Raw genomic sequence first — 24,374 nt, 5'->3', positions numbered from 1 at the left:
CTCACCCGCCCAAGGCAATTGGCGATGCAGGCGGCAGCCCACCCCGACACTTCAGCACCCGTATCTGCGCATGCCGCGCGTCGAGAGCGATGCGCAAAGCGGCCGGCGAAGGGTTATGTGCAGCATCCAAGGGGCGGTAGGCAAACGCCAGGGTCTGGCCGGTTTCGGCAGCGACCTGCAGGCGACGCATGGCGCGATCATCCGCCTGCTGCGGCCAGCACAGCACCGCACCGCAACTGCCCGAACGCAGGCATTGTTCGGCCGCCCACAGGGCATCACGGCGACTCGCCTCTATCAGCGCCAGCCAACGTAAATCCACGCCAGCGGCCTGCCAGGCCAGGGGATAGGGAATGTAGGGGGGGGCCACCAGTACGACGCGCTCGCCGCTGGCGGTCAGCCGCGCCAGAGTCGGCCACAGCAGGCAAAGCTCGCCCAATCCATCACACGGAGCCAGTATCTCGGTGAGTGCGGCCTCCGGCCAGCCACCGGTCGGCAGGGCCATATCCAGTGCAGCATGGCCCGTCGGCTGAGTGCTGGTCGGCAAAACGCTCGGCTGGCCCCTCCAGACCCGCCGCTCGTTGAGCAGCGTATCCAAAGCAATCACGGCGCCCATCAGGTACGCCTCGCCAACGGCTTGCAGGAATAGAAAGACAGCAGCTCGAAGAGCGAGCTGCCGATGGGGCCAGGAACGATTACCGAGGCCATGAGGGGAATCCACGAATACTGTATTTATATACAGTAAATCGCAGAGACCTTTCCCGGTCAATCCGGGAAGACGGAAGGCAGGCGGTCAAGGACCTGAGGGAGCGAATCGCTCCCACAGGTCAGGTCGTCAGCCTATGGTTACTTGACGTAGTCGCTGCCCCAACGCTCGATATCGCGTACCGCCTGCTTACGCAGAGTCGGGCCTTGCGCCTGCTGCGCGGCAGCGATTTCGTCATCGATGATCTTGGTCGACAACGAGAGCCAACTGGTAGCAAACGCCATAGCATCGCCATTGACCTCCAGAGCATTCAGATCGAGATTGCCGATACCATCGCAGGCTTGGTGATAGCAGGGGTCGAAGGGCTGACCCGCAGCACCACCATAGCGTTGCGCCTGTTCCTCGCTCTTGATGTCTTCGGCGCCGGTGAACAGGCCGCCGAAGGCAATGCCATCGTCGAAGAACTGCGCATAGTCGGAGCGAAAGTCGATCTCGGTGCCCTCATAGGCCTCCCCACGCAACTTGAAGTACGCCTCGAACAGCCGCTCGATCGCCGCCGAACCGGGCGGGCCCTGCAGGCCGAAGGACGAGCCATCGCCGTCATAGATGAAGTTGGCGAAGTTCGGCGAGCCGATCATGTCGAAGTTCAGGTAGGCCTTGATGTGCTGCTTCTCCTCGTCACTGAGACTGTTGACGTAGAAGGTCGAGCCGACAAGCCCCGACTCCTCTGCCCCCCACCAGGCAAAACGTACCTTGTTGTTCGGATGCGCCTTGCCCAACAGTACGGCCATTTCCAGCAATGCTGCACTGCCCGAACCGTTGTCATTGATGCCGGGGCCCTCGAACACCGAGTCCAGGTGCGCGCCCGCCATGACCACATTGTCCGGACTGCCGCGTCGGGTTTCGGCGACGAGGTTGAAGGTCTCGGTCTTCTTGCGCAGCACGTCCGACACCATGCGCAACTGCAGCCCGGGGGTCTGAGACCAGGTCACGCCGTTATCGTAGGTTGCGAAAAACACCGGTATGCCACCTTCATAGCCATCACCCAGGGTGACGTTTTCCAGCCCCTTGCGATCCTCGGTATTGCCCTGATTGAAGATGATGACCCCGGCAGCACCTGCAGCGGCAGCGTTCTCCGCCTTGATCTCAAAGGTACAGCTGCCACGCTGGACCAAGGCGATGGAGCCACTGAGGAAACCAGCGAAATCTTCAGGCTCGCAAGCGCTGCTGGAGGTATTGCCAGCCCCCAGGGACAGATCCACCGCCACCACCGACGCACTGACATCACCCGCCTCGGTCTGCGACAGGTAGTTGAAGTCCTCTTCCCACACATAGTTGGCTGGCAAGGGTGCCAGTGCCGTCAGCGTTCCCGGCCCCTTGGGGAAGAACGCGGTGAAAGGAAATGGCTGCACCTGCACCTGATAGCCGGCTTGCTCCAGGGTTGTCTTCACATAGTCGACGGACGCCTGGTAGCCCGGCAGGCCGGCGGCACGGTTACCGTCGTTGAGAGTGGCAATGTCCTGCAAGGCTTGTAGGCGCGTCATCACATTGGTCGCTTCCAGGCAGCGCGGAAGACCTAGCGGTGTGCCCACCAGCACGGACGACTTGCATATGCCGGGGTTGGGTTTTCCTGGGCTCCAGAACTCCTTGAAGGGTTCACCTTCCGGCTCTGGTGCGGCAAGGGACGACGTGGAAACGGCAAGAACGAAAGAACCAACAACACGTCTGACGCTGTTCTTCTGAGTCATGACTTCAATCCTTTTGAAGTGGTTGTGGCAGGCCTGCAATGGCATTGCGCCATCGTCCAGTACGGCTTCCTCGGGATGTGGCCTAGGAAACTAGACTGGCCGCAGCCTGTTCAGTTCGCGTCGGGTTGATGAAAAAACGTGCTGTTAGTCGCCTTTTTGATGAAAAGCTGGAACGCCGCAAAGTATCGGCAATTCACCCCGGATATGCCTTGCCAACCTATGCTGTTAGTTCACCCTTTCAACTGGATTCAGCCATGTGCGGTCGCTTTGCCCAGAACCGCAAGCCGCATCGCTACGCAGAAGCTCTCGGCCTACTGCCAGAACAGCTGCGCATGAGCGAACTGGACGAACCGATCGGCCGCTACAACGTGGCGCCACACACACCAGTCCATCTGCTGCACCTGGATGACGATGGCCTGCGCGACGACTTGGTGACTTGGGGCTGGGCGCCCATCTGGGCCACAGGCAAGCACCCGACACCGTTCAATGCCCGGATCGAGACCGTAGCCACGAGCAACTTCTTCCGCAACATCTGGAAAACCGGTCGCGCACTGATCGGTGCCGACGGCTGGTACGAGTGGAGAGCCAGCCTGACCGATCCCACACTCAAGCAGCCCTACTTCATTCGCCTGAAGAATCACCAGCCGCTCTTCTTTGCCGCCATTGGCCAGTTTCCCCGCGAGGGCCAAGAGCCCCTGGAGGGTGATGGCTTCGTGATCCTCAGTAGCGCCGCCGATGACGGGTTGACAACCATTCACGAGCGCAAACCCATCGTCCTGTCCCCAGGACTCGCACGAGCCTGGCTCGACCCCGGCGTCACTTCCGAAGAAGCCGAAGACATTGCTCGCTTCAATGCTTCAACTGCGGAAGCGTTCGAGTGGTACCCGGTCAGCCGGGCCGTAGGAAATACCCACAACGACCACCCCGGCCTGATCAAGCCGATCGATGATCCGTTGGTGTGAAGGGTTACTTGCGGTCGATAAAAAGCCCCCGACTCCTTGCGGAATCGGGGGCTCTTTGAATGGCGGGAAGATAGGGATTTGAACCCTAGGTGCCATTGCTGACACAACGGATTTCGAATCCGTCCCGTTCGGCCACTCCGGCATCTTCCCGTAGCGGCGCGCATGATATCAGCTCAGAGGCCATTGGCGAAGCCCGAAAAGCGATTTTTTCGCGTGGTTTCAGATGGTTGCGTGGTGAGACAGGTTTGGCACGCGCATTTGAAGTATTGAAGTACCTGATACAGGTTGGGTTGGGCGAACCAAAGCCCAACGGGGCGCGAGAGATTGGCATCCCTCACGCCCGCCCCTCCCGCGGAGAGAGGAGAGATACGACCCGTCAGGACGTCAGCTTGGTCAGGGCTTCGCGGTATTTGTCGGCGGTCTTCTGCGCGACTTCGGCAGGCACGGCCGGAGCTGGCGGCTCTTTGTTCCAGCCGGTTGATTCCAGCCAGTCGCGAACGAATTGTTTGTCGAAGCTGGGCGGGTTCTTACCTTCGACGTAGCTTTCTACCGGCCAGAAGCGGCTGGAGTCAGGAGTCAGCACCTCATCCATCAGGGTCAGGGTGCCGTCTTCATCGAGGCCGAATTCGAACTTGGTGTCTGCGATGATAATGCCGCGGGTGGCAGCGTATTCGACGGCCGTGCTGTAGAGGGCGATAGCGGTGTCGCGCACCTTGGCCGCCAGCTCTTTGCCGATGATGGCTTCGCACTGTTCGAAGGAGATGTTCTCGTCATGGTCGCCGACAGCGGCCTTGGTCGAGGGGGTGAAGATCGGCTGGGGCAGCTTGGAGGCTTCTTTCAGACCGGCCGGCAGTTGAATGCCGCAGACAGTGCCGGTCTTCTGGTATTCCTTCCAGCCGGAACCAACGATGTAGCCACGCACGATAGCTTCGACTGCAACCGGTTTGAGACGCTTGGCCACCACAGCGCGGCCTTCCACCAGCGGCAACTCGGCGGCCGGCACGACGTCTTCCACCCTGTCACCAGTGAAGTGGTTGGGCACCAGGCCGGTGAGCTTGTCGAACCAGAAGTTGGAGATGGCGGTGAGGATCTTGCCCTTTTCCGGAATCGGCTGATCGAGGATCACGTCAAATGCGGAGAGGCGGTCGGTCGCGACCATCAGCATGCGCTTGGCATCGATTTCGTAGAGGTCGCGGACCTTGCCCGAGTAGATTTTCTTCAGGCTCAGGGTGGTGGGAGTGCTCATGTCGTTTTTCCGCCTATATCAAACGAAACAGGCGAAACCCATGGGTTTCGCCTTTCGGTTTCAACAGCCCGCCGCTGAGGACGCGGCTAGCCAAGATTAGCCGAGGTTTTCCTGGATCAGAGTCAGGATGCGGCGTGCCACATCGGCTGGCGCAACGGTGTTGATGTCCTTGTCCACGGTAACCTGCACGGTATCGCCAACCTGGGTCAGGCGAACTTGGTACCGCTCAGCGCGGGCATCGATCTCTTCCTGGCTTGGCTCGCCACCCCACAGGCTGGCGAAGAAGCCGGGCTTCTCATCCTTCTTCTCAGCACGCTCAGCCAGGTTGATGTAGTAAACACCCAGGCTGCGGTTGATGTCGTCGACGCGTACGTCGCCCGCTTCCAGGGCGCGACCGATGCTGGACCAGGAACGGTCAAAATCAGCGCCCAGGCTGAGCATGGGGTTGCCGTTGCCATCTTCGGACAGGGTTACGCGATTCGGTGCATCGAAATCACGTGCTGCCAGGAGGGAGACGGAACCGCCCTGCTCCGCACTGCGAGCCATGCTGGCAAGCATCTCATCGAGCAGCGCGGCCTCGAGGCTCGGGCTGTCGGAGCGGCTCGGCCAATCGGTATCGGCGCTGCTGCCGGCAGGACGAGTGGTAGTCAGAACAAAGATTTCGCTGCTACCACGCTGCACGCCCGGCTCGATGCGAACACGAGCGCGCATTTCGCTGTTTGGCTCAACACCGCCCACGCGGCTGCCGAGGCGGCGCGCCAGAGGAGCGGAAAGATGGTCTAGGCGTTGCCAGCTGGTACTGAACTCGCCGGTCTGCGGGCGCTCGTCGACGACGCGGAAGCCGCCATCTTCAAAGAACTGGCGAGCAACCGGCCAGACTTCCGCAGGAGCACGCTGGGCGACTACCCAGCGGGATTCGCCGCTTTTTTGCAGGCTGTAGTCACTGACCTCGCCCTTGGCTTGCAGAGCCAGCGGACGCGGTACCTCGAACTCACCTTCAGCACGGCTGTCGGCGACGTTCATGGGTACCGGCAGCAACGGGTCGATGCGCTTGGCTTCGACGCTCGGGGGCATTTGCATGGGCGCAGTCTGGCGCGCTTCAAGGTAATCACTGCCGCGGTCGCGGAAGTAGCCGTCTTCGCCCCAAAGCCAGCCGCAACCGCTGGTGTTGGAGATAATCAAGGCGAGTGCGGAGAGTCCGGCCAGTCGCTTCATGCGTAATGCTTCCTCGGATTAAGCCAGAATGCCGGACTGGCGGAGTGCCTGACGCAGCGGTTCATGGCAACGCGGGCTGAGCCAGGTCAGCGGCAGGCGGATGCCATCGGGGATCAGCCCCATTTCGTGGAGGGCCCACTTCACCGGAATCGGGTTGGACTCGATGAACAGAGCCTTGTGCAGCGGCATCAGCTTGTCGTTGATGGCGCGAGCGGTTTCGGCATCACCACGCATGGCAGCAGCGCAAAGGTCCGCCATTGCACGCGGGGCGACGTTGGCGGTCACCGAGATGTTACCTTTGCCACCCATCAGCATCAGTTCGACGGCAGTGGCATCGTCACCGGAGTAGACGAGGAAGTCCTTGCTGACACGATCCAGGACTTCCTGGCCGCGCTGCAGGTCGCCGGTGGCTTCCTTGATACCGATGATGTTGCCGATCTTCGACAGGCGCTCGACAGTCTCCGGAAGCATGTCGCAAACGGTGCGGCCCGGTACGTTGTAGAGGATCTGCGGAATGGCCACGGCTTCGGCGATGTGGCGGAAATGCTGGTACAGGCCTTCCTGGGTCGGCTTGTTGTAGTACGGCGTCACCAGCAGGCAGGCGTCAGCGCCGACCTGCTTGGCCGCATTGGTGAGTTCCACCGACTCGCGGGTGGAGTTGCCGCCGGTGCCGGCGATGACCGGGATGCGGCCATTGACCTGATCCACCACGCGACGGATCACCTCTACGTGTTCATTGACATCCAGCGTAGCGGACTCACCCGTGGTGCCGACCGCGACGATAGCGTTGGTGCCCTCTTGGAGATGGAAGTCCACAAGCTTGGTCAGGCTGTCCCAGTCCAGTTGACCCTGTGCATCCATGGGCGTAACCAGTGCCACCATACTGCCCGCAATCATGCAACCGCTCCTGCCGGAAAAAGAGAGCCGTAATGGTACTGTCGCCTATGGCCTTGCACAAGCTGAGCGCACGGCCGTCAAACAGGTCGAAGCATTTCCCTCGGCGGCGCTTTTCGCTAACCTTTCCGGTTTGAACAGTGCGGCCCCGCCCGCCCTCCCCTCGCTTTAGGAATGCTGCATGTCCACCACCCCGCCCCGCGAACAATTCCTTGTGATCAGTGCCCTTGGCCGCAACCCGATGGAGCTGACCAATGTGCTGTGCCGTGCCAGCCAGGAAAACCGCTGCGCAGTGGTCAGCAGCCGACTGACTCGCCATGGTGAGTACTGCGCCCTGGTGGTCCAGGTGTCCGGCACTTGGGATGGCCTGGCGCGCCTGGAGTCCGGTCTGCCGATTCTCGCCAAACGCCATGCGTTCACCGCCAATGTGGTACGCAGCAGCGCGTTGGAGCCACGTCCGCAATCGTTGCCGTACGTCGCCTATGTCAGTGCAGTCTATCGCCCCGACATCCTCAATGAGCTGTGCCAGTTCTTCATCGATCACCGCGTCGAGCTGGAAAGCCTTACCTGCGACACCTATCAGGCGCCGCAGACCAACGGCACCATGCTCAACGCGACCATCACAGTGACACTACCCGCCGGTACGCAGATCAGTTGGCTGCGCGACCAGTTCCTGGATTTCGCCGACGCGCTCAACCTGGATGCACTGATCGAACCGTGGCGCCCGCAACACCCTTGAAGGAGCAGCAGACATGGCAGTAGCCCTGGATACACCCGTTCCCGAGTTTGTCGTCCAAGCCACCAGCGGCCAGCAGGTGAGCCTCTCGGCACTCAAAGGCAAGCAGGTGGTGATCTACTTCTATCCAAAGGACAGCACACCTGGCTGCACCACCGAAGGTCAGGGCTTCCGCGACCAGTACAGCGCTTTTCAGGCCGCCAATACCGTGGTATTCGGCGTCTCGCGCGACAGCCTGAAGTCCCACGAGAACTTCAAGTGCAAGCAGGAGTTCCCCTTCGAACTGATTTCCGACCCGGACGAAGCGCTCTGCCAGTTGTTCGACGTGATCAAGCTGAAGAAGCTCTACGGCAAGGAGTACCTGGGCGTGGACCGCAGTACCTTCCTGATCGACAAGGAAGGCGTGCTTCGCCAGGAATGGCGAGGCGTGAAAGTGCCCGGCCACGTGGATGCGGTACTCGCCTCCGCCCAGGCACTAAACAAGGGCTGATCCGCCCGACGAAAGCAAAAAAGGCCGCGACTTCCATCGCGACCTTTTTGTTTCCAGAAGACGCAGACGGGATCAGCGCATCATCTGCTTGACCACTCTCTGCTGCTCGATCATTTCCTGTTGGCGAGCGTCGATTCGCGCAGCCAGCGGGAAGTTGGTGCTGGCACGGCGCTTGGCGAAGTCCAGCTGCTCAATCGCCTGATCGAAATCGCCAACCAGGGCGAAATACTCCGCGCGAGCCTGGTGCAGGCCAATAGTGTTGCCTGCCAAGCCTCGAACCTCGGCAACCTCATACCAGACATCTGGATCCTGCGGTCGACTCTTGAGCAAGCCATCCAGCATATTCTCTGCTTCCTTAGCCTTGCCCTGCTTGATCAAGAGATCGCTGCGCATCTGCCTGAGCGGGTAGTTGTTGGGGTAAAGCCCCAGCATCCGATCGACGCGTTGCTGGGCAACGTCCAGGCGATTACCGGTGATCTCCAGATCTACCTGGGCGAGGTTATAGACGATCTCGTTCGGCGCCCTGGCCAACAGCGGCTCGAGGTTCTTGCGTGCCTCGTTGAGCTGGCCGCCCTTGATCTGGGCAATTGCGAGACCATAGCGGGCAGCGTCCAGCTTGGGATCCTCGTCAAGCATGGCACGGAAACGCTTGGCGGCTATGCCTGGCGTTTCCTCGAACATGAGCTGCACCCGAGCACGCATCAGCTGGTAGCGCAGGCTGTTTTCCACACCACCCGGCGGAAACTGCTCCGCCCGATTGCGCGTATCGGCGATCCGCGACTCGCTCACCGGGTGAGTGAGCAGGAACTCCGGCGGCTTGGCGTCATAGCGGTATTGGCGCATGAGGCGCTCAAACATTCGCGGCATCGCACGCGGATCGTATCCTGCCTTCTCCAGGTTGAGCAGGCCGATGCGGTCCGCCTCCTGCTCGTTCTGCCGGGAGAATCGGCGCTGTTCCTGTATTGCCGCCGCCTGGGTAGACATGATTGCCGCCATGCCCGCATCGCCCGCACCAGCTGCAGCAGCAACGATGCCAGCGAGCATGGCCGCCATGACCGGAATCTGCATCCGCTGCTGGGCCTCGACACCCCGGGCGAAGTGCCGCTGTGACAAGTGCGCCAATTCGTGGGCGAGTACCGAGGCATACTCAGCCTCGGTTGGCGCGTATAGAAACAAACCACCATTGACGCCAATGATCCCACCAGGGGCAGCGAAGGCGTTCAACTGTGGGCTATTGAGCAGCACGAACTCCAGCCGCCGATCCTGCAGCTGACTCGTTTCCGATAGACGATAGACACTGGTCTCGACGTAGTCTTTCAGCTGCGGGTCAGATAGTTGGTCGACCTGACCGCGCAGTAGGCTCAACCAGGCCCGGCCGAGTTGGTGCTCCTGATCCGGAGATACGATCGATGAACTCGAATCGCCCAACGAGGGCAGGTCATCCGCCATGACTGGCGGCGCGAGGAGGCATGCAAGCGTCAACAGAGTGGGGCGCAGCAGATTCATGCACGAGGCTCTTGGCGGCAAAGCCATCACTTTAGCCTCCCTGCCGGCCGGCTGGCCAGGGTTGCACTGCGTTGGGTATCCTAGCGTCCTTCCCTGGAGATAATCGATGACTGACACAGCGAGTCGAACAGACACTTTCGACGCCGAGCTGGACGCCAGCGGCCTCAACTGCCCGCTTCCTTTGCTCAAAGCCAAGCTCGAACTCAATCGCCTGCCCAGCGGGGCCGTGCTCAAGATCATCGCGACCGACGCTGGCTCGCAACGCGATTTTCGAGCATTCGCCCAGCTCGCCGGGCACCAACTGCTCCACGAAGAGGTCGAAGACGGCGTCTACCGCTACTGGCTGCGCAAAGCCTGATTTGCACCAGCCCGCACTGCGGGCCTACCCAAGGATTTTTGATGCTCAAGGTGCTTCGCGACTGGGTTCAACGCTACTTCTCGGATGAAGAAGCGGTCGTACTAGCTGTAATCCTCGTACTCGGTTTCACGGCCATACTTACCCTCGGCGATATGCTCGCTCCGGTGCTTGCCGGCCTGGTGCTGGCCTTCCTGATGCAAGGCGCGGTCAACTTGCTGGAGCGCCTGCACCTACCCCAATCCTTCGCAGTGTGGATTGTATTTACCCTTTTCATCAGCGCCCTGGCAGTGATCCTGGTGGTGCTGGTTCCGCTCCTCTGGCAGCAGTTGAGCACCCTTTTCAGCGAAATTCCACGCATGCTCGGCGAATGGCAATCACTGCTACTGCTGCTGCCGGAACGGTACCCACACCTAGTCACTGACGAGCAAGTGCTCAAGGCCATCGAGGTCACCCGCAGCGAGATCGGCAAGTTCGGCCAGTGGGCGTTGACCTTCTCGCTGTCTAGCCTGCCGCTACTGGTCAACATCATGATCTATCTGGTCCTGGTGCCCATCCTGGTGTTCTTCTTCCTGAAAGACCGCGTGCTGATCGGTCGCTGGCTAAGCGGCTACCTGCCGCAGGAGCGCGCCCTGATGACACAGGTTTGGGATGAGATGAACGACCAGATTGCCAATTACATCCGCGGCAAGGTCATCGAAATCATGATCTGCGGCGGAGTTACCTACGTGGCATTCGTGTCCCTGGGTCTCAACTACGCCGCCCTGCTGGCATTGCTGGTAGGTCTTTCGGTGGTGGTGCCTTACATCGGAGCCGTCGTGGTAACGGTACCGGTCGCCCTGATTGCCCTGTTCCAATGGGGCTGGGGAGACCAGTTCATCTATCTGATGGTGGTCTATGGTGTGATCCAAACGCTCGACGGCAACGTCCTGGTGCCCCTGCTATTCTCCGAAGCGGTCAATCTGCATCCCGTTGCGATCATTTGCGCGGTGCTGCTGTTTGGCGGTCTGTGGGGCTTCTGGGGGGTATTCTTCGCCATCCCCCTGGCCACCCTTTTCAAAGCTGTCCTCGACGCCTGGCCACGTACCAGCCCCACGGCAGAAAACGAATAGCTTTTTCCCTGGACAAAAAAACCCGGCATTGTTGCCGGGTTTTGTTGATGCATGAGGCCAAGCTCAGGCGTTGCCGGTCGACTTCAGGCGAGCGGCCTGAGTGAAGTCCAACATGCGCTTGAGCGGTTGCACCGCACGCGGGATCAGTGCCGGATCAACTAGGATCTCATTGCTGCCTTCGCGCAGGGACTTCAAGGTTCGCTCCAGGGTGTTCATCGCCATCCAAGGGCAGTGCGCACAACTACGGCAGGCAGCACCGTTGCCAGCGGTAGGCGCCTCTATGAACTGCTTGTCCGGACAGAGCTGCTGCATCTTGTAGAAGATGCCCCGGTCAGTGGCGACGATGAATGTCTTGTTCGGCAACATCTGGGCAGCCTTGATCAGCTGGCTGGTGGAGCCTACTGCATCGGCGAGTTCGATGACCGCTTCAGGTGACTCAGGATGGACCAGCACAGCCGCGTCCGGGTAGAGCGCCTTCATGTCCTCAAGTTGCTTGGCCTTGAACTCTTCATGGACGATGCAGGCACCGTCCCAGAGCAGCATGTCGGCTCCGGTTTCACGCTGGATGTAACGACCCAGATGCTGGTCAGGCGCCCAGATGATCTTCTCGCCGTTGTCCATCAGGCTTTCGACGATCTCCAATGCACAACTGGACGTCACCACCCAGTCAGCACGCGCTTTCACCGCAGCTGAAGTGTTTGCATAGACCACCACCGTGCGCTCCGGATGCTGGTCACAGAAGGCCGAGAACTCCTCCACCGGGCAGCCCAGGTCAAGCGAGCAAGTTGCCTCCAGGGTTGGCATCAGCACACGCTTTTCCGGATTGAGTATCTTGGCGGTCTCGCCCATGAAGCGGACGCCGGCCACAACCACCGTCTGCGCCGGATGCTGATTGCCGAATCGGGCCATCTCGAGCGAGTCGGCCACGCAGCCGCCCGTCTCTTCAGCCAACGCCTGAATCACCGGATCACAGTAATAGTGGGCCACCAGCACGGCATTCTGAGCCTTCAGCTCAGCGGTGATGGCAGAACGAAAATGCGCTTCCTCTTCCGCCGTCAGCGGTTTGGGCTGCTTGGCGGCAAGGTGAGCTTGGACCAGGAAGCGTTCGGAAAGCTGTGTCATGTGTGCTGAACCTGCCGGCGCAGTAATACGGAAGAAAATTATACCACCCACACCTGAGGCCCAACTCGCTGGCCACTGGCTGCAGGTCGCGGATGATAGCGCAGATTGAGAGCCACCGGGTCAGCTCTGCAGACTGCTGCTTGGCTTGCGAACACAGAGGTGGGTCGGGCAGGAAAAATGGAAAATCCCAGGTTCGGCATCCAGGCGGAAACACCCGAGAGATGAGCCTTAACTTTCGATTTTTGGGAGAAGATGCCTGAACGGCGAGAATGAAAGCTACAACAGAATGGAAGGAGTGGTGGGTCGTGTAGGATTCGAACCTACGACCAATTGGTTAAAAGCCAACTGCTCTACCGACTGAGCTAACGACCCAACGCGAGGCGTATAATACTGATTTAATTCAGGAATTCAACACCTCATCGTAATTTTTTTACAGATAGCGTGTGGGATCCTGCACCCCTGCTACAACGAAACCCGCAGCGCGCAATCTGCAGCTATCACATTTCCCGCAAGCGCGGCCGTCGTCGTCAGCCTGGTAGCACGATACCGTCAGGCCGTAATCAACCCCAAGCCGTATTCCCGCCTGAACAATTTCCGCCTTGCTCAGGTTCTGCAACGGTGCGCGGATACGGAATCCCTGCCCTTCCACACCGGCCTTGGTCGCCAGGTTCGCCATGCGCTCAAACGCCTCGACAAACTCTGGGCGGCAGTCTGGATAGCCGGAATAGTCGACCGCATTGACGCCGATGAAGATGTCACGCGCTCCGATCACTTCGGCCCACCCCAGCGCCAAGGAAAGAAAGACGGTGTTACGCGCCGGGACATAGGTGACCGGAATGCCCTCAGTGGGGCTCTCGGGCACCTCGATGGAATCATCCGTCAACGCCGAGCCGCCAATACCATTAAGGTTGAGCCCGATCACTTTATGCTCCACCACACCCAACTGCCGCGCAACACGCTCAGCCGCGTTGAGTTCGGCTCGATGACGTTGCCCGTAGTCGAAACTCATGGTGTAGCAGGCGTAGCCTTCAGCGCGAGCCATGGCTACGACGGTGGCCGAATCCAGACCACCGGACAGCAGGATGACAGCGTTCTTCTCGCTCATAGCATTTCCCTCGATATCGCTCTGCCTTGCGCCTTAGCGCAAGGACTGGAATGGTGCGCAACCGGGCTCGATCAATGACCCGGCTCGTCGTTCCAGAGAATCTTGTGCAACTGCAACTGCAGCCGAACAGGCAGGTTGTCGGAGACGATCCAGTCCGCCAGCTCTCGGGCGTCCACCTGCTTGTGGCTTGGCGAGAACAGGACCTCGCCAGCCCGCTGGTCCAGCCCGTACTCGATAAGCTTGGAAACGGCCCAGTCGTAGTCTTCGCGCGAGCAGATGACGAACTTCACCTGATCATTGGGCGTCAGGTGTGCGATGTTCTCATAGCGATTGCGTCCGACCTCGGCCGAACCTGGCGTCTTCAGGTCAACGACCTTGCTGACGCGCGAATCCACCGCCGACACATCAAGGGCGCCACTGGTCTCGATGGAAACCTCGTAGCCCGCATCGCAGAGGCGCTGTAACAACGGGATGCAATTGGGCTGGGCAAGTGGCTCACCACCAGTGACGCAGATATAGCGAGGCTTGTAGCTCGCTACCTGCTCGAGGATGGTGTCGAGCGTCATGATCTCACCGCCACTGAACGCATAGGCGGTATCGCAATACTGACAGCGCAGGGGGCAGCCGGTGAGGCGCACGAAAACCGTCGGCAGGCCGGCGGTACGTGTTTCCCCCTGCAGCGAGTAGAAAATCTCTGTAATTCGCAGGGTATGTTGCATATCAGCCACGGGCGTGACGGCGAAACAGGCCATCCGCCTCCGTTGCGGGAAAGGAGGGTTAGAGGACGGGGATTCTAACGAAAAAACCCGCGACGAGCGCGGGTTTTCTTGATCGCTGAATCAGGATCAGGGAAGACGTTGCAGATCGCGCTGCGCCAGCTGGGCGGCAGAGCTGCCAGGATACTGCGCGACGACCTGCTGGAGAATAGTCTTCGCCTTGGCGGTGTTGCCCATGCGTTGCTCGACATCCGCCAGCTTGTAGAGCGAATCAGGTACCTTGGGGTGTTGCGGATAGGCTTGGCCAACGCGGGCGAACGCCTGGCTCGCACCCGGCAGGTCACCTTTGGCCAGATTGACTTCGCCCAACCAGTACTGGGCATTACCGGCGTATTGGCTATTGGGGTACTTGCGCAGGAAAGCGTTGAACGCCTGGCTAGCCTTATCGAAGTCCTTGGTCTTGATCAGGTCGAAGGCAGCGTCGTAGTACAGCTTTTCCTTGGCCGGATCGCCGGGCTCAGCACTGGCTGCGGGCTGCTGAGGCGCCGGGGCGCTGCCGGCTGCGGGTGCGCCAGCGGGAGGAGTATTCAGAGTAGCCGGCGCGCCAGCTGCGGCACCTCCGGAAAGACGACGATCCAGGTCCTGATAACGCTCCAGGTTTTCCTGCTTCATTCGCTGAATCTCGTACTGCTGCTCCTCAAGCATTCCTCGCAGACGGGAAATTTCTTCCTGCATCTGCTGGAGCTGCATGAATAGCTCGCCCTGCGCCGAGACTGGGGCAGAGGCAGGGGCCGAAGCCCCCGTCCCGGCGTAGGCGCCAGCCGTGCCGTAACCGGCAGGCGGATAGGTGCCACCGTAGACGGCAGCATCATTGTCCACCACGGGAACCTCAGCCAGCGCTGCGAACGGCAGGCTGGAGAGGGCCAAGAAGGTCAAAGCACGACGGCACTTGCGCATGGCGAATTACTTGCGCAGTTCTACGCGGCGGTTCTGCGCCCAGGACTGCTCGTCGGTGCCAGTGGCAACCGGACGCTCTTCGCCGTAGGAAACCAGTTCCAGCTGAGCCGGGGACACGCCCTGCAGGACCAGGTAGCGCTGAACTGCCTTGGCACGACGCTCGCCCAGAGCCATGTTGTACTCGCGGGTACCGCGCTCGTCGGTGTGGCCTTCCAGAACGACGCGAGCACCGTTGCCTTTGAGGTCCTTGGCGTGTACGTCCAGAGCGCGCATGGCTTCCGGCTTCAGGTCGGAGCTGTCGTACTCGAAGTAGAAGGTGGTGATAGCGCGCAGAGCGGCTTCTTCGCTCATGCTGCCATCTACGCCGCTACCGCCAGCGTTGTAGCCAGCGTTCGGGTCAACGGCACCTTCGCCAGTGCCTTCGCCGCCTTTGGACGAGCAACCAACAGCTACGGCCATGGCCAGTGCGAGAGCAGCAAATTTGCCGAATTTCAGCATTTCCATCATGTAACTCCTAATGAACCCCAGGTGTGTTTAGCAAAAGGTATTTTTTTTGGGTAACCGCTTCAGTTCAGGTACGGCGACCAGGACGGTTCGCGAATGTCGCCCTGAACTGTGGGAATCGGATTACGTACGCGCCCGTTTGTAGACACGAGCATCAGCACGCCCCGGCCCTGCTGGCGAGTTGCGTAGATTAGCATGGTGCCATTAGGCGCAACAGTGGGCGAATCGTCCAGAGAAGTGCCGGAAAGGATGCGCGGAGCCGAGCCGGCGCGGGTCAGATCCTGGGCGGCGACCTTGAAGTTGGTGAAGCCGTCCTGGCGATGGATCATCACCAGCATCTTTTCATCAGCCGACAGTTTCGGGTTGGCGTTGTAGTTACCCACGAAGGTCACGCGCTGCGCTTCGCCACCGCCGATGCTGGTCTTGTAGATCTGCGGCTTGCCGGCACGGTCGGAAGTGAAATAGATGGTTTGGCCATCAGCCCCCCAGAAGGGTTCGGTATCGATCGCCATGTTGTTGGTCACACGACGCAGCTGACGGCTACCCAGGTCCATCACATAGATCTCCGGGTTGCCATCACGGGACAGCACGAAAGCCAGTCGATTGCCTTCCGGCGACCAGGCCGGCGCGCCGTTGAGCCCTTCGAAGTTGGTGATCTGCTCGCGGCGACCCGTGTCTACATGCTGGATAAAGATGCGCGGACGCTTCTGCTCGAAGGAAACATAGGCGATGCGGCGGCCATCAGGCGCGTAACGCGGCGACAGGATCGGCTCACGCGACTGCAGCAGGGTCACGGCGCGCTGGCCGTCATAGTCGGAACGCTGCAGCGTGTAGCGGGTATTGTTTACCGAAAAACGCTCAGCAGTCACATAGAGCATGCGAGTGGAGAAGGCGCCCTTGATGCCGGTGAGCTTTTCGAACGACTGATCGGCAATGTAGTGCGCCATGTCGCGCAACTGGTCAGTGGAGCCACTGACATTACCCGCCATGACCTGTTGCTCGGTAGTGACGTTGAACAAAGCGAACTGCACCTGCAGGCGGCCACCGGCCGGGACGATGCTGCCCACCAGCACGTACTGGGCGCCCAGGGCTTTCCAGTCGCGGTAAATGACTTCGCTGGCCTGGGTCGGCAGGCTGATCATGTTCTGCCGCGGGATAGGTTCGAAATAGCCGGAGTTGCGCAGGTCGTTACCAACCACGTCGGAAATGTCGGTGGGCAGCACGGAGCCGCCCTGCCAGCCAAACGGCACCACGGCGATGGGGGTCGCCCGGTCAGTACCGCTGGTGATTACCAGCGGGTCAGCGGCCTGGACGGAGCCAACCAGCATGGCCACTCCGAGCAGGACGATACGAATCAGCGTGTTCACAGACCTAAATCCTCCGGTTTGAAGATGATGCGGCGCTGCCTGTACATCCGGTCAAAGGTAGCGCGATCCAGTTGTTGCATCTCGGGAATGCGCCCGACACTGCGCACCGCACTCACGGCGGAGCTGTCGAACGGCGCATCGCCGCTGGAGCGAGTAACACTGGCATTGGTGATGGTGCCGTCGGGCAGCATCTCGATCAGTACTTCTACGCTCATGCCATTACGAGCCGAAGGCGGACGACGCCACTGGTCACTGACCAGCTTGATGATCAGATCATCGAGGCTGCCGGCAACCTGGTCGCCGACTTCATCGGCTAATGCCTGCTGACGCCCAACGTCCTCGGACAGCAGTTCCGCCAATGCAGCGGCCTTCTTGTCTTCTGCGGCCTTGCGCTTGGCTTCTTCAGCCGTTTTCTTCTTGGCGGCCTCCGCTGCAGCTTTCTTCTTGGCTTCCTCGGCAGCCTTTTTCTTCGCGGCTTCGGCTACAGCTTTCTTCTTCGCCTCTTCCGCGGCCTTTTTCTTGGCCTCTTCAGCTTCCTTCTTCTTGGCTTGCTCTTCGGCTTTCTTCTTGGCGATATCGGCCAGCTTCTTCTCTTCTGCCTTCTTGGTCTCCTCCACCTTTTTGGCTTCGGCTACCTTTTTGGCTTCTTCGACCTTCTTCGCCTGCTCGGCCTTTCGAACCTCATCGGCTTTCTTTTGTTCCGCCGCCTTGGCCGCTGCAACCTTCTGCTCGTCGGACTTTTTCTGCTCCATCTGCTCGGTTTCGAACTGGGGAGCGGACGTCTTCTTGGCCTCGCCGGCGATCTTCTGGTTGGTCTGCGTCGTCGCCTGACTCTGCGATTTCAGCTGGTACAGGGTGGCCTGCACGATCGGCCGGGATGGCGGCAACTCGGGGGTAAAGGCAAAGCTGACGAACAGCATGCCGAACATCAGGACGTGAAGACCCACGGCCCAGACGGTCGGCCAGAAGTAGCTTTCCGAGGAGGAGCGTTCGCTCTGCTGCTGCATCAGGGCGCCTCGGTAATCAGCCCGACGTTGGCCACGCCAGCCTTCTGCAGACCACCCATGACCGCCATGACGGCGCCGTAGTCGACCGACTTGTCGCCGCGCACGAACACCTGGACGGTTTTACCCTGGCGGCTGTTCTCGGCCATGATCCCGGAAGCTGCAGTCACCAGTTGGTCGAGGGATACAGCGGTGTCGCTGTTCTTGCCCTGATCGGTATCGACCTCCTCGCCCATATTCCAGAAATAGGACTTATCGGCCTTGATCGAGATGGTCAGGACCCGAGCATTGTTGTCCTGCGGCAGTGCCTCGCTGGAGACTTTCGGCAGGTCGACCTTGACGCCCTGATTGAGCATGGGCGCGGTGACCATGAAGATCACCAGCAGTACCAACATCACGTCGATGTAAGGCACCACGTTCATCTCGGCGACCGGTTTGCGTTTGTGGCGAATTCTGGCCATGACTTGAAACCTATCCTCTCGGGGTACCTGCGCCTCAGTCGTCGCTGGTGTGCACCTTACGGTGCAGGATCGCCTGGAACTCGTCGGCGAAGGTGTAGTAGCGACCGATCAGGGTTTCGCCGCGAGCGGCAAAACGGTTGTAGGCGATAACAGCGGGAATCGCGGCGAACAAGCCGATGGCGGTGGCGATCAGCGCTTCGGCGATACCCGGAGCTACAGTGGCGAGGGTGGCCTGCTGGACCTGGGCCAGACCACGGAAGGAGTTCATGATCCCCCAGACGGTGCCGAACAGGCCGATGTAGGGACTGGTGGAGCCCACAGTCGCCAGGAAGGGCAGGCTCTGCTCGATCTTTTCTTCTTCTCGGGAGATCGCCACGCGCATGGCTCGGGAAACACCTTCCATGACCGCATCCGGGTCTACACCGGCCTGCTGGCGCAGGCGGGAAAACTCCTTGAAGCCGGCGCGAAAAATCTGCTCCACGCCGCTGTCCGGGTCGGGGTTGCTGCCCGCCTGACGATAGAGCTTGGACAGGTCAATACCCGACCAGAAGCGCTCTTCGAAGGTTTCCAGGGCCTTCTTGGCAGCGCGAAGCATGTTGCTGCGCTGAAAAATCATGATCCAGGAGGTGACCGATGCGGCCACCAGGGTCAGCATCACCAGCTGCACCACGATACTGGCGTTGCTGATCAGGCTCCACATGGAGGTATGGTCGACGACGTTGGCTTCCACGCTTAATCTCCTGCTGGGGATAGACCCGGGTCGACAGCGAAGGCCGAACGCAGCACTTCGGGAATCGCCCGGGGTTTCAAACTGTCGGTACGCACACAGGCGACCAGGAACTGCCCTTCGCAAAGCAGCGCATTATCAGCGATGCGCCTGACCTGTTGACGAAATCGCAGGCTGGCACGGTTCAACTCGATCACTTCAGCACTGACATCCAACTCGTCATCGAGCTTGGCTGGCGCGAAATAACGGGCTTCAGCCGAGTGCACGACGAACAGCAGGTTCTCTCCGGCCAGCTCTGACTGGGCAAAGCCCAGGCTTCGCAGACGCTCGGTTCGAGCCCGCTCCATGAACTTGAGGTAGTTGACGTAATAGACAATGCCGCCAGCGTCGGTGTCTTCGTAATAGACACGGCAACGATGCTGGAAAGGCTGGGCCCCATTTTGCGCGCGCATACTCTAGTGCTTACTCCAAAGGTTGCCAATCCGGGCAGGCAACTGTTTTTTCCGTCCGTGGTTCCTGAAGACCGCTTTGACCACGGACTTCGCTATTCGTCACCCGCTTCGAAGAGATCAGCGGTCGGGTTATCGGCCATGCGCTTGGGCACATTCAGCCCGAAGTGCAGGTAGGCATGACGGGTCACTACCCTCCCCCTTGGCGTGCGCATGATGTAGCCCTGCTGAATCAGGTAGGGCTCCAGCACGTCTTCGATGGTGTGACGCTCCTCGCTGATGGCTGCAGCCAGGCTATCGATGCCTACCGGGCCGCCGTCGAACTTGTCGATCAGGGTCAGCAGTAGACGCCGGTCCTGATGGTCGAAGCCACGTTCATCCACATCCAAAAGGTTCAGGGCCTTGTCGGCGATGGTGCGGGTGATATGTCCTTGGCCGCGCACTTCGGCAAAATCCCGCACCCGACGCAGCAAGCGGTTGGCGATACGCGGCGTACCGCGCGCGCGCCGGGCGATTTCGAAGGCCCCCTCAGCCTCGATCGGCAAGCCAAGGATGCCAGCGGAACGGCTGACGATGGTGGACAGGTCCTGCGTGTTGTAGAACTCCAGGCGCTGGACGATACCGAAACGATCCCTCAGCGGATTGGTCAGCATGCCAGCACGCGTTGTGGCGCCCACCAGGGTAAAGGGCGGCAGGTCCAGTTTGATGGAGCGGGCCGCAGGTCCTTCGCCGATCATGATGTCGAGCTGGAAGTCCTCCATCGCCGGATAGAGCACTTCTTCGACGATGGGCGAGAGGCGGTGGATCTCGTCAACAAAAAGCACATCGCCTGCCTCCAGGTTGGTCAGCAGCGCCGCCAGGTCACCCGGGCGCTCCAATACCGGCCCAGAGGTGCTCTTGATCGACACCCCCATTTCGCTGGCAATGATGTTCGCCAAGGTCGTCTTGCCGAGGCCGGGCGGACCGAAGATCAAGGTGTGATCCAAGGCTTCGCTACGCCCCTTGGCGGCCTGGATGAATAACTCCATCTGCTCGCGCACCACCGGCTGACCTATGTAGTCGGCCAACCGGAGCGGGCGAATGGCGCGATCCAGTTGCTCGTCACGGTCGCGGCTGCTGGCGGTGATCAGGCGGTCGGCTTCAATCATGGTTGCTTACACCATCCCTTTCAGGGCGCGACGAATCATTTCTTCGCTCGACAGCCCATCTTCCTTGACGGAGGACACTGCGCGACTGGCCTCTTGCGGCTTGAAGCCGAGGGCGACCAGCGCACTCAAGGCATCATTCTCCGCGGTGGAGACTGCCACACCGCCGCGAGGCTCGACCACCAGGGTGGCGATGGCCGGCATACTTTCCCAGGCCTTGAAGCGGTCCTTCAGCTCCACCAGCAGGCGCTCAGCGGTCTTCTTGCCGACGCCCGGGATTTTCACCAGGGTCGAGGTATCCTGAGCCTGCACGCAGCGTACCAACTCATCCACTTCCAGGCCCGACATCAGAGCCAAGGCCAACTTCGGCCCCACTCCGTTGAGGCGGATCAGTTCGCGAAAGAGCTCGCGCTCGCGCTTTTCGAAGAAGCCATAAAGCAGGTGGGCATCCTCACGCACCACCAGATGGGTGTGCAGAGTCACCGGCTCGCCCACCGATGGCAGGCGATAAAGGGTCGTCATCGGCACTTCCACCTCGTAGCCAAGGCCGTTGATGTCGAGTATCAGGTGCGGCGGCTGCTTTTCCGCCAAGGTGCCACGCAGGCGTCCAATCACGAATAACGTCCTTTGAAGAGGTTACAAACGAAGCCGACCACCACGGCGCTTGGCACTTGCCAGGCCATGGGGAATGAGGCTCTGCCGGTGGTGCGCATGGCACAAGGCAATAGCCAGGGCATCGGATGCGTCGATCTGCGGCTTCTGTACCAGCTTCAGCAGGTGCATGACCATCATCATCACTTGCTGCTTGTCGGCCCCGCCGGTTCCGGCAATGGCCTGCTTGACCTGACTGGCGGTGTATTCGGCAATCTCCAGCCCTTCCTCGGCAGCCGCCACAATCGCGGCGCCACGAGCCTGGCCCAGCTTAAGGGCGGAGTCCGCATTGCGCGCCATGAATACCTGCTCGATGCCCATCGTCACCGGGCCGTAGGCCTGGATCACCTCGCGCACGCCGCGAAAGACAATCTGCAACCGCTCATGCAGCACACCGGCGCCCGTCCGTATACAGCCGGAAGCCACGTACTCACAGCCACGACCGGTATCGCGCACAACGCCATAGCCAGTGATGCGGGAGCCAGGGTCGATGCCAAGTATCAGAGTCATAAATGAGGAACTCGAGACAGAAAGCCAAGAGCCGGAAGTGGCGGCACCTGCAACAGCGCAGCCAGCTTCCGGCCCTCCAGACTCAGGTGACCGGTGTCGATCAGCCGAGCTGCTCCATGATCTCGTCAGGAATCTCGGCGTTGTGGTAGACGTTCTGCACGTCGTCGAGATCTTCCAGCATGTCAATCAGTTTCAAGACTTTCTGGGCTGTCTCGAGGTCAGCGACAGGCGCACTGATCGAGGGGATCATCGCCACTTCGGCCTCGTCACCCTTGAAGCCCGCTGCGGTTAGCGCTTCGTTGACCGAAAGGAAATCGGCAAAGGTGGTGTAGACCTCGACCGAGCCGTCCTCCTCAGCCACTACATCGTCCGCACCTGCTTCGAGAGCCGCTTCCATCAGGGCCTCTTCGTTCACGCCAGGGGCATAGCTGATCTGGCCCTTGCGATCGAACATGTAGGAAACCGAACCATCGGTACCCAGGTTGCCACCGCACTTGCTGAAGGCATGACGCACTTCGGCCGCAGTCCGGTTTCGGTTGTCGGTCATGGCTTCGACGATGATGGCCACACCACTCGGCGCATAGCCTTCGTAGCTCAGCTCGACCATGTTGTCGGTGTCATTGGAGCCGGCGCCACGGGCGATGGCACGGTCAATGGTGTCGCGAGTCATGTTCGCGGTCAGCGCTTTGTCGACAGCCAGGCGCAGACGCGGGTTGTCCGCCGGGTTGCCGCCGCCATGCTTGGCGGCCACGGTCAGCTCACGAATGAGCTTGGTGAAGATCTTGCCGCGCTTGGCATCTTGGCGTTCTTTGCGGTGCTTGATGTTGGCCCATTTGGAATGACCAGCCATAACTCACTCCGTACTCTTCGTGACGGGGCGGCGCGCAACAGGCGCCGCCCGGGTTGATTCGACTTACTCGGCCTTCGGCTGCTCGCGCAGACGAATATGCAGTTCACGCAGAGCCTTGGCATCCACGGCGCCCGGCGCCTGGGTCATGACGCATGCAGCGCTCTGGGTTTTCGGGAAGGCGATCACTTCGCGGATCGACTGGGCGCCGGTCATCAGCATCACCAGGCGATCCAGACCGAAGGCCAGGCCACCATGCGGCGGAGCACCGAACTTCAGGGCATCGAGGAGGAAGCCGAACTTCTCTTCCTGCTCTTCTTCGCTGATGCCCAACACCCGGAATACCGCCTGCTGCATGGACTTGTCGTGGATACGGATGGAGCCGCCACCCAGTTCAGTACCGTTCAGCACCATGTCGTAGGCACGGGACAGGGCGGCAGCCGGATTGGCTTCCAGCTCTTGAGGGGAGCACTTGGGCGAGGTGAAAGGGTGGTGCAACGAAGTCAGGCTGCCGTCGTCGTTTTCTTCGAACATCGGGAAGTCCACGACCCACATCGGCGCCCACTCCTTCGTGAGCAGCTTCAGGTCATGGCCGACCTTGATGCGCAGTGCGCCCAGGGCTTCGCTGACGACCTTGGCGCGGTCGGCGCCGAAGAACACGATGTCGCCATCCTGAGCGTTCACGCGATCGAGGATCACGTTGAGGTTGGCCTCAGGGATGAACTTGACGATCGGTGACTGCAGGCCCTCGACGCCTTTGGCGCGCTCATTGACCTTGATGTAGGCCAGGCCTTTGGCGCCGTAAATGCCGACAAACTTTGTGTAGTCGTCGATCTGGCTCCGCGGCATGCTGGCAGCGCCCGGCACACGGAGGGCGGCAACGCGGCCTTTCGGATCGTTGGCCGGGCCACTGAACACCTTGAACTCGACGTCCTTGAGCTGGTCGGCAACGTCGACGAGCTCCAGCGGAATGCGCAGGTCCGGCTTGTCGGAACCGTAGCGACGCATGGCCTCTTCGAAGGTCATGTGCGGGAACTCATCGAACTCCAGGCCCAGCACCTCCTTGAACAGCTTGCGGATCATGTTCTCGGTGATGCCCATGATGTCGCTTTCATCGAGGAAGCTGGTCTCGATGTCGATCTGGGTAAATTCCGGCTGGCGATCGGCGCGCAGGTCTTCATCACGGAAGCACTTGGCGATCTGGTAGTAACGGTCAAAGCCAGCAACCATCAGCAACTGCTTGAACAGCTGCGGAGATTGCGGCAGAGCGAAGAAGCTGCCCGCATGGGTGCGGCTCGGCACCAGATAGTCGCGCGCGCCCTCTGGAGTTGCGCGGGTCAGGATCGGCGTCTCGACATCGAGGAAACCGTTTTCGTCAAGGTAGCGACGGATGCTGCTGGTAATGCTTGAGCGCAGCTTCAACTTGGCGGCCATTTCCGGGCGGCGCAGGTCGATGAAGCGGTAACGCAGGCGGGTCTCCTCGCCCACATCGGAGTATTCGTCCAGCGGGAACGGCGGAGTCTCGGCTTGGTTCAGCACTTCCAGCTCGTAGCCAAGCACTTCGATGGCGCCAGAGGGCATGTTCGGATTGACTGCGCCGGCCGGGCGCAGACGCACCTTTCCGGTGATCTTGACGACATATTCACTGCGCACGCGGTCAGCCCGAGCGAAAGTTTCTTCGCGGTCCGGGTCGAAAACCACCTGGGCCAGGCCTTCGCGATCGCGGATATCGAGGAAAATGACCCCACCGTGGTCACGGCGACGGTGTACCCATCCGCAGAGGGTGACTTCCTGGCCGTCCAGGCTCTCGTTCAGTTGGCCGCAATAGTGGCTGCGCATCAT

At 60.5% G+C, this 24,374-nt stretch carries 26 protein-coding genes and 2 tRNA genes; 5 read left to right on the top strand and 23 right to left on the bottom strand.

Features of this window, described 5'->3' with window-relative positions; translation table 11 throughout:
* Position 1: 1 nt before the first annotated feature.
* Together imuA and OXH74_RS15470 are read right to left on the bottom strand one after the other, a co-directional pair.
* A complete protein-coding gene (imuA, locus tag OXH74_RS15475) occupies positions 2-613 on the bottom strand; it encodes a translesion DNA synthesis-associated protein ImuA (RefSeq protein WP_375737778.1) in 612 nt (203 codons plus the stop codon).
* Positions 614-843: 230 nt separating this feature from the next.
* Complete coding sequence (locus OXH74_RS15470; protein WP_375737777.1) at positions 844-2,451, bottom strand: M28 family metallopeptidase; 1,608 nt, start codon at positions 2,449-2,451, stop codon at positions 844-846.
* Positions 2,452-2,705: 254 nt separating this feature from the next.
* On the opposite strand from OXH74_RS15470, the gene OXH74_RS15465 reads away from it, so the two are divergent.
* Positions 2,706-3,413 (top strand): SOS response-associated peptidase family protein, encoded by a 708-nt coding sequence (locus OXH74_RS15465; RefSeq protein WP_375737776.1) that lies wholly within the window; start codon positions 2,706-2,708, stop codon positions 3,411-3,413.
* Positions 3,414-3,473: 60 nt separating this feature from the next.
* On the opposite strand, the gene OXH74_RS15460 is transcribed toward OXH74_RS15465, so the two are convergent.
* The 4 genes from OXH74_RS15460 to dapA all read right to left on the bottom strand — a co-directional run bounded on the left by OXH74_RS15460 (position 3,474) and on the right by dapA (position 6,771).
* Positions 3,474-3,563 (bottom strand) — tRNA-Ser (locus tag OXH74_RS15460).
* Between the two features lie 226 nt (positions 3,564-3,789).
* Positions 3,790-4,659 (bottom strand): phosphoribosylaminoimidazolesuccinocarboxamide synthase, encoded by an 870-nt coding sequence (locus tag OXH74_RS15455; RefSeq protein WP_375737775.1) that lies wholly within the window; start codon positions 4,657-4,659, stop codon positions 3,790-3,792.
* 96 nt (positions 4,660-4,755) lie between these two features.
* Positions 4,756-5,874, bottom strand: a complete 1,119-nt coding sequence (gene bamC / locus OXH74_RS15450; protein ID WP_375737774.1) for an outer membrane protein assembly factor BamC — start codon at positions 5,872-5,874, stop codon at positions 4,756-4,758.
* A gap of 18 nt (positions 5,875-5,892) precedes the next feature.
* Positions 5,893-6,771, bottom strand: coding sequence for a 4-hydroxy-tetrahydrodipicolinate synthase (gene dapA / locus OXH74_RS15445; protein ID WP_375737773.1), 879 nt, complete (start codon positions 6,769-6,771; stop codon positions 5,893-5,895).
* Positions 6,772-6,949: 178 nt separating this feature from the next.
* Here dapA and OXH74_RS15440 point away from each other — a divergent pair, with 178 nt between their 5' ends.
* Positions 6,950-7,507 (top strand): glycine cleavage system protein R, encoded by a 558-nt coding sequence (locus OXH74_RS15440; RefSeq protein WP_215376680.1) that lies wholly within the window; start codon positions 6,950-6,952, stop codon positions 7,505-7,507.
* Between the two features lie 13 nt (positions 7,508-7,520).
* Positions 7,521-7,994 (top strand): peroxiredoxin, encoded by a 474-nt coding sequence (locus OXH74_RS15435; protein ID WP_375737772.1) that lies wholly within the window; start codon positions 7,521-7,523, stop codon positions 7,992-7,994.
* Positions 7,995-8,066: 72 nt separating this feature from the next.
* Here the strand turns inward: OXH74_RS15435 and OXH74_RS15430 are convergent, their stop codons facing one another.
* Positions 8,067-9,500 carry a M48 family metalloprotease gene (locus OXH74_RS15430; RefSeq protein ID WP_375737771.1) on the bottom strand — a complete coding sequence of 478 codons (1,434 nt, stop codon included), beginning with the start codon at positions 9,498-9,500 and terminating at the stop codon, positions 8,067-8,069.
* 106 nt (positions 9,501-9,606) lie between these two features.
* Between OXH74_RS15430 and OXH74_RS15425 the strand changes: the two genes are divergently transcribed.
* The gene (locus tag OXH74_RS15425) at positions 9,607-9,858 is read left to right on the top strand and encodes a sulfurtransferase TusA family protein (RefSeq protein ID WP_375737770.1); all 252 of its coding nucleotides are present in this window, start codon (positions 9,607-9,609) and stop codon (positions 9,856-9,858) included.
* Between the two features lie 41 nt (positions 9,859-9,899).
* On the top strand, positions 9,900-10,967 hold the full coding sequence (locus OXH74_RS15420; RefSeq protein ID WP_375737769.1) for an AI-2E family transporter: 1,068 nt from the start codon (positions 9,900-9,902) through the stop codon (positions 10,965-10,967).
* Positions 10,968-11,030: 63 nt separating this feature from the next.
* Here OXH74_RS15420 and nadA read toward each other — a convergent pair whose 3' ends face one another.
* The 16 genes from nadA to aspS form a co-directional block, all read right to left on the bottom strand.
* Positions 11,031-12,089 (bottom strand): quinolinate synthase NadA, encoded by a 1,059-nt coding sequence (nadA, locus tag OXH74_RS15415; protein ID WP_215376698.1) that lies wholly within the window; start codon positions 12,087-12,089, stop codon positions 11,031-11,033.
* A gap of 296 nt (positions 12,090-12,385) precedes the next feature.
* Positions 12,386-12,461, bottom strand: a tRNA-Lys gene (locus tag OXH74_RS15410).
* 58 nt (positions 12,462-12,519) lie between these two features.
* The gene (gene queC, locus OXH74_RS15405) at positions 12,520-13,194 is read right to left on the bottom strand and encodes a 7-cyano-7-deazaguanine synthase QueC (RefSeq protein ID WP_215376700.1); all 675 of its coding nucleotides are present in this window, start codon (positions 13,192-13,194) and stop codon (positions 12,520-12,522) included.
* A 71-nt stretch (positions 13,195-13,265) separates the two neighbouring features.
* On the bottom strand, positions 13,266-13,913 hold the full coding sequence (gene queE, locus OXH74_RS15400) for a 7-carboxy-7-deazaguanine synthase QueE (RefSeq protein ID WP_375737768.1): 648 nt from the start codon (positions 13,911-13,913) through the stop codon (positions 13,266-13,268).
* Positions 13,914-14,039: 126 nt separating this feature from the next.
* Positions 14,040-14,867, bottom strand: coding sequence for a tol-pal system protein YbgF (gene ybgF / locus OXH74_RS15395; protein WP_375737767.1), 828 nt, complete (start codon positions 14,865-14,867; stop codon positions 14,040-14,042).
* A 6-nt stretch (positions 14,868-14,873) separates the two neighbouring features.
* Positions 14,874-15,371, bottom strand: coding sequence for a peptidoglycan-associated lipoprotein Pal (gene pal / locus OXH74_RS15390; protein ID WP_215376711.1), 498 nt, complete (start codon positions 15,369-15,371; stop codon positions 14,874-14,876).
* A gap of 62 nt (positions 15,372-15,433) precedes the next feature.
* Positions 15,434-16,738, bottom strand: coding sequence for a Tol-Pal system beta propeller repeat protein TolB (gene tolB, locus OXH74_RS15385; protein ID WP_375737766.1), 1,305 nt, complete (start codon positions 16,736-16,738; stop codon positions 15,434-15,436).
* Positions 16,735-17,745: a cell envelope integrity protein TolA gene (gene tolA / locus OXH74_RS15380; RefSeq protein ID WP_375737765.1), complete on the bottom strand. Its 1,011-nt coding sequence runs from the start codon at positions 17,743-17,745 to the stop codon at positions 16,735-16,737. The genes tolB and tolA overlap by 4 nt, the downstream gene beginning before the upstream one ends.
* A complete protein-coding gene (gene tolR, locus OXH74_RS15375; protein WP_215376720.1) occupies positions 17,745-18,203 on the bottom strand; it encodes a protein TolR in 459 nt (152 codons plus the stop codon). The genes tolA and tolR overlap by 1 nt, the downstream gene beginning before the upstream one ends.
* 34 nt (positions 18,204-18,237) lie before the next feature.
* Positions 18,238-18,933, bottom strand: coding sequence for a protein TolQ (gene tolQ / locus OXH74_RS15370; RefSeq protein ID WP_215376723.1), 696 nt, complete (start codon positions 18,931-18,933; stop codon positions 18,238-18,240).
* Between the two features lie 2 nt (positions 18,934-18,935).
* Positions 18,936-19,382, bottom strand: coding sequence for a tol-pal system-associated acyl-CoA thioesterase (gene ybgC / locus OXH74_RS15365; protein ID WP_375737764.1), 447 nt, complete (start codon positions 19,380-19,382; stop codon positions 18,936-18,938).
* 92 nt (positions 19,383-19,474) lie between these two features.
* The gene (ruvB, locus tag OXH74_RS15360; RefSeq protein WP_215376729.1) at positions 19,475-20,527 is read right to left on the bottom strand and encodes a Holliday junction branch migration DNA helicase RuvB; all 1,053 of its coding nucleotides are present in this window, start codon (positions 20,525-20,527) and stop codon (positions 19,475-19,477) included.
* Positions 20,528-20,533: 6 nt separating this feature from the next.
* Positions 20,534-21,139, bottom strand: coding sequence for a Holliday junction branch migration protein RuvA (ruvA, locus tag OXH74_RS15355; RefSeq protein WP_375737763.1), 606 nt, complete (start codon positions 21,137-21,139; stop codon positions 20,534-20,536).
* Positions 21,140-21,160: 21 nt separating this feature from the next.
* The gene (gene ruvC, locus OXH74_RS15350; protein WP_375737762.1) at positions 21,161-21,685 is read right to left on the bottom strand and encodes a crossover junction endodeoxyribonuclease RuvC; all 525 of its coding nucleotides are present in this window, start codon (positions 21,683-21,685) and stop codon (positions 21,161-21,163) included.
* Positions 21,686-21,785: 100 nt separating this feature from the next.
* Entirely contained in the window at positions 21,786-22,535 is a 750-nt protein-coding gene (locus tag OXH74_RS15345) for a YebC/PmpR family DNA-binding transcriptional regulator (RefSeq protein WP_215376738.1), read from the bottom strand.
* 63 nt (positions 22,536-22,598) lie between these two features.
* Entirely contained in the window at positions 22,599-24,374 is a 1,776-nt protein-coding gene (gene aspS, locus OXH74_RS15340; protein WP_375737761.1) for an aspartate--tRNA ligase, read from the bottom strand.

The sequence above is a fragment of the Metapseudomonas boanensis genome (assembly GCF_042232855.1).
In the GTDB taxonomy this organism is placed as follows: Bacteria; Pseudomonadota; Gammaproteobacteria; order Pseudomonadales; family Pseudomonadaceae; genus Metapseudomonas; species Metapseudomonas boanensis.
The sequence above is the reverse complement of the archived record's forward strand: the minus strand, read 5'-3'. Positions and strand labels throughout refer to the sequence as shown.